Below are 3,787 nucleotides of genomic sequence, written 5' to 3'. Positions count from 1 at the left end.
AATGCGGCGCGTATTGCCATCGGTCGATAGACCGATGGCAAGCGCAGCTTCGGGAGAAAGGAGAACAGAATGACGGAAAACAAAACGGCGGCGCACAACGCGCCGCCGCCCGCTACCCGATGCGAATCGCTAACTTCCTCGCCGCGTCTTTCGATCGCTATGCTTGCGCACGTTACTGGCGAGTTCGGAAATGATTTCAGTGGCCGCGCCGATGATCTGATTGAAATCGAAACCTGCGCGCGTCATCTCGCGATAGAAGGATCGCGCGAGCATCTTCGAAAGCTGGCCCGGATTCTGGACCGACTGAGCGACGATGTCACCGATCGTCTGATCCGAAGCGCGCTTCAGTGTCATTCGCGCAAAGGGCGAAGCGACGAGCTTCTGCAATCGGTCAGCCTCGACCGCTTTCGCAATGAACGCAGCAAAAATGCGCAGCAGCTTCAGGTCATGCTCGCTGAATTGCCGCTTGTCTCGCGGACCCGAAACCTGCACGACGCCAATCGCTTTCCCGCCCAACTCGAGCACCGAAAACATCTTGTCGCGCGCGTCCGAGTATTCGACGATCGCCGTCGTCGCGCTCAAATGCACCTCGCCGAACGACGCATAATGACCGGAGCACACTGCGGCGATCCGCTCATCGTGCGTCATCGAAACGACACATCGCTTGGCGCCCAGCGCGTCGGCGACCATCGTCGCGAGTTCCTCTGGTGAACTGAGGGAATCCGGTGTGCCCGCGACCTCAGGCTCCGGATATTGTTCTTCGAATACAGGTTCTGAATTTTTCATGTGGATATCCAGCGGAAAATTTGAACATGCGTCGTCACGGCGACGACATCGGGTCCAGTCAGAAAGGGCTGTAACCTGCTGCGCGCCCGACAAAAAGTCCTGCCTCGTAAGCGGCATCGAGCGCGCGTCTGAGTTCGCGCACGCTCACGGTTCGAAAGCCAGCAGACGGAATGCCCGCCGGCTCGAAGGAATCGATTCCAAGCACTTCGTCCGAAATGGTGCGCAGTACTTCTTCGCGCGCTTCGTTTCTTGTACTTTCCATGATCGTGCACATTTTCGTCGCCTCCATCGTAAATGTGACCGTAGGTTATGCGTCGAAAATTAGCATCCGGTTAGCCTGACCGGATACGGTTGCGTCGAGATCCCTAATTTGCCTGTAACTCTCGACCGCCAAGCTGTCTCCGTTCGATTCCCGACAGGTGACATGATGAAACGACCCTCTTTCGTGCAACGACGCAGCGTCAGAATCCGTAACGGCCGTTTCGAAATTTCCATCGAGGATTCAGGGAGTGCCGGAACACCGTGCGTGCTGCTTCACGGTCGCGGCGAGTGCAGCGGCGTCTGGCGCACCTTGACGGAAGCCGCATCCGCCGATCGCCGTTTCATATCCATCGATCTTCGCGGCCATGGCGATTCGAGCTGGGATCCGGAGCGGGCCTACGATGCCAGAACCCTCGCGGGCGACGTGCTTGAAGTTCTGCTGGCATTGAACATACGAAAGCCGGTATTGATCGGTCACTCGCTCGGCGGCAGCGTTGCGTTGCATTTGACCGGGATGCTCGAACAGTTTACCTCCGGACTCGTCCTCGTCGACTTTGGACCGGATTCGGATGCCGCCGGTTCGCAAAGAGTCGTTGCCGAAATTCGCGAAACGCCCGCGCAATTCAATTCGATCACCGAATATGCGCAGTGGCTGCAGGAACGCCGTCCGCTCGCGAACGGTCGTGCATTGCATCATCTGGCGTCGCACGCGTTGCGCCGCACCCAAACGGGCGCTTTCGAGCCGAAGCTCGACCGCGCCGTCGCCGATGACTCGCTGTTGAATGAAGGTTCACGCGAAGCGCATCTGTGGGACATGCTCAAATCCGTGCGATGCCCGAGCCTTGTCGTGAGAGGCATCGGCTCCGCCATTCTCAAGCCTCAGGTGGCATGGCGCATGGCGCATCAGGCGTTGCCCCAGGGACGCCTCGCCACCATTTCAGGCGCCGGTCACTCCGTGATGACCGACAATCCAGACGAATTCAACCAGACGATTCAAACCTTCCTTGCTTCCCTGTCGCCCGTCGCGCATGGAGGCCTGCCATGTTCGCGTTGATTCCCGCCGAGATTCGACGTCAGTCCTTGCCGCGTATCGCGATTGGCATCGTCGCCGGATTCGCCGGTGCCATTTGCAGCGCGGAAATCGCACGGCTGATCAGCGGCGTCGCCGGAGGGCACATCCCGACGCGCGGACTGGCGATCGCCTTCTTCGGCGTCTGCGCAGCACAACTGCTCTTCAGGACGAGTTCGCAGATACTCATCATGGACTTCGGGCAGCAGGTGATATGCAGCTTGCGCATCGAGTTATGCCGGAAGATCCTGCAAACGCCCTACAAGAAGCTGGAAGCGCTCGGCAAGCCGCGCCTGCTCGCCATTCTCACGACGGACGTAGGCACCTTCGCACAGGCAGCGCAGATGCTTCCGGTGACGTTCGGGCATCTGGTCCTGATCGCGGTGTGCCTCGGATATATGGCGTGGCTCTCGTGGCAGGCATTCGCGTGCTTCTTTCTTTTTCTGATCACCGCGGCCGTCATTTATCACTGCGTGGAGCGCTGGCCGCTGCGCGAGATGCAGGCGGTTCGCGATCAGCTCGACGTCATCTTCCGGCATTTCCGCTCGCTGCTGGAAGGCACGCGTGAATTGCAGCTCAACACCTCGCGAGCCGCGTATTTCACGGATCACGTCGTGCATCCTACGGCGCATAACTTCCGGCGCTCCTTCACGCGAGCGATGCTCATCTACTCGCTCGTCGCCAATGCGGGCGGCATGTTGTTTTACGTGGCCATCGGCCTGATCCTGCTCGTCATGCCGCACTGGTTCCCGCAATCGCCTGGCGTGCTCGTGACGCTCACGCTTTTGCTGCTCTTTCTGATTCAGCCTGTCAGCGAAGTGATGACCACCCTGCCGATACTGCGTCAGGCGTCCATCGCATTGACGCGAATCCGCGTGCTCGATGCGGAACTGACACAAGCGACGAACGACGACGCCCACGTGACAAAAGACGATCCCTTTGCCGACACGGTCGAAGGCGCTCCGCTCCTTAGATTCGCCGGTGTGTCGCACCGCTATCCGGGACTGACCGAAGACCGTCCGTTCACGCTCGGGCCAATCGACCTGTCGGTCAAACAGGGCGAAGTGATCTATCTGATCGGCGGAAACGGCAGCGGCAAGACCACGCTCGCGATGCTTCTGCTCGGGCTTTACGAACCCGAGCAAGGACATGTCGAGCTGAACGGCATCGAGGTCGATAAACATAACCTGACGCAATATCGTCAGCGATTCTCCGCCGTGTTCGCTGACTTTCATCTGTTCGACGAGATCCTCTGTCACGATCAGGCGCAGATCGCGAAACAGGCGACGCATTATCTGCGCACACTCGAGCTCGATCACAAGGTAAGCCTCAGAGGCAACCGGTTCAGCACGACGAGTCTGTCGTCCGGACAACGCAAGCGCATGGCGCTCATTGCGTCGTATCTGGAAGATCGTCCGATCTATCTTTTCGATGAATGGGCGGCCGATCAGGACCCCGTGTTCCGGCGTGTGTTCTACACGGAGCTGATTCCCGATCTCAAGCGCCGGGGCAAGACGGTCATCGTGATCTCCCATGACGATGCCTATTTCGAGTGTGCCGACCGGCTGGTACAGGTCGCGCAGGGACGTCTTGTCGACGTATCCGCCGAAGCGCTGAAAGCAGGCCTGTACGCAAGACGCAATGGCTCGACGGTGGCCGAGTGATGCGGCA

At 59.2% G+C, this 3,787-nt stretch carries 4 protein-coding genes; 2 read left to right on the top strand and 2 right to left on the bottom strand.

What is annotated here, in order from left to right:
- Nucleotides 1-129 precede the first annotated feature (129 nt).
- Nucleotides 130-879 carry a GAF domain-containing protein gene (locus NK8_RS26680; RefSeq protein WP_225936479.1) on the bottom strand — a complete coding sequence of 250 codons (750 nt, stop codon included), beginning with the start codon at nt 877-879 and terminating at the stop codon, nt 130-132.
- Complete coding sequence (locus NK8_RS26675; RefSeq protein WP_061177443.1) at nt 845-1,048, bottom strand: hypothetical protein; 204 nt, start codon at nt 1,046-1,048, stop codon at nt 845-847. Before NK8_RS26675 ends, NK8_RS26680 begins: the two co-directional genes overlap by 35 nt.
- Nucleotides 1,049-1,312: 264 nt before the next feature.
- On the opposite strand from NK8_RS26675, the gene NK8_RS26670 reads away from it, so the two are divergent.
- On the top strand, nt 1,313-2,101 hold the full coding sequence (locus tag NK8_RS26670) for an alpha/beta fold hydrolase (protein WP_301549903.1): 789 nt from the start codon (nt 1,313-1,315) through the stop codon (nt 2,099-2,101).
- The gene (locus NK8_RS26665) at nt 2,089-3,780 is read left to right on the top strand and encodes a cyclic peptide export ABC transporter (RefSeq protein WP_162070101.1); all 1,692 of its coding nucleotides are present in this window, start codon (nt 2,089-2,091) and stop codon (nt 3,778-3,780) included. The genes NK8_RS26670 and NK8_RS26665 overlap by 13 nt, the downstream gene beginning before the upstream one ends.
- Nucleotides 3,781-3,787 lie beyond the last annotated feature (7 nt).

The sequence above is a fragment of the Caballeronia sp. NK8 genome, assembly GCF_018408855.1.
Taxonomy (GTDB): Bacteria; Pseudomonadota; Gammaproteobacteria; order Burkholderiales; family Burkholderiaceae; genus Caballeronia.
This window is presented reverse-complemented; position numbering and strand designations above follow the sequence as displayed.

Bases quoted from the DNA above. Each gene is read 5' to 3' on its own strand.
- NK8_RS26675 (WP_061177443.1), bottom strand. From the start codon at position 1,048: ATGGAAAGTACAAGAAACGAAGCGCGCGAAGAAGTACTGCGCACCATT.
- NK8_RS26665 (WP_162070101.1), top strand. From the start codon at position 2,089: ATGTTCGCGTTGATTCCCGCCGAGATTCGACGTCAGTCCTTGCCGCGT.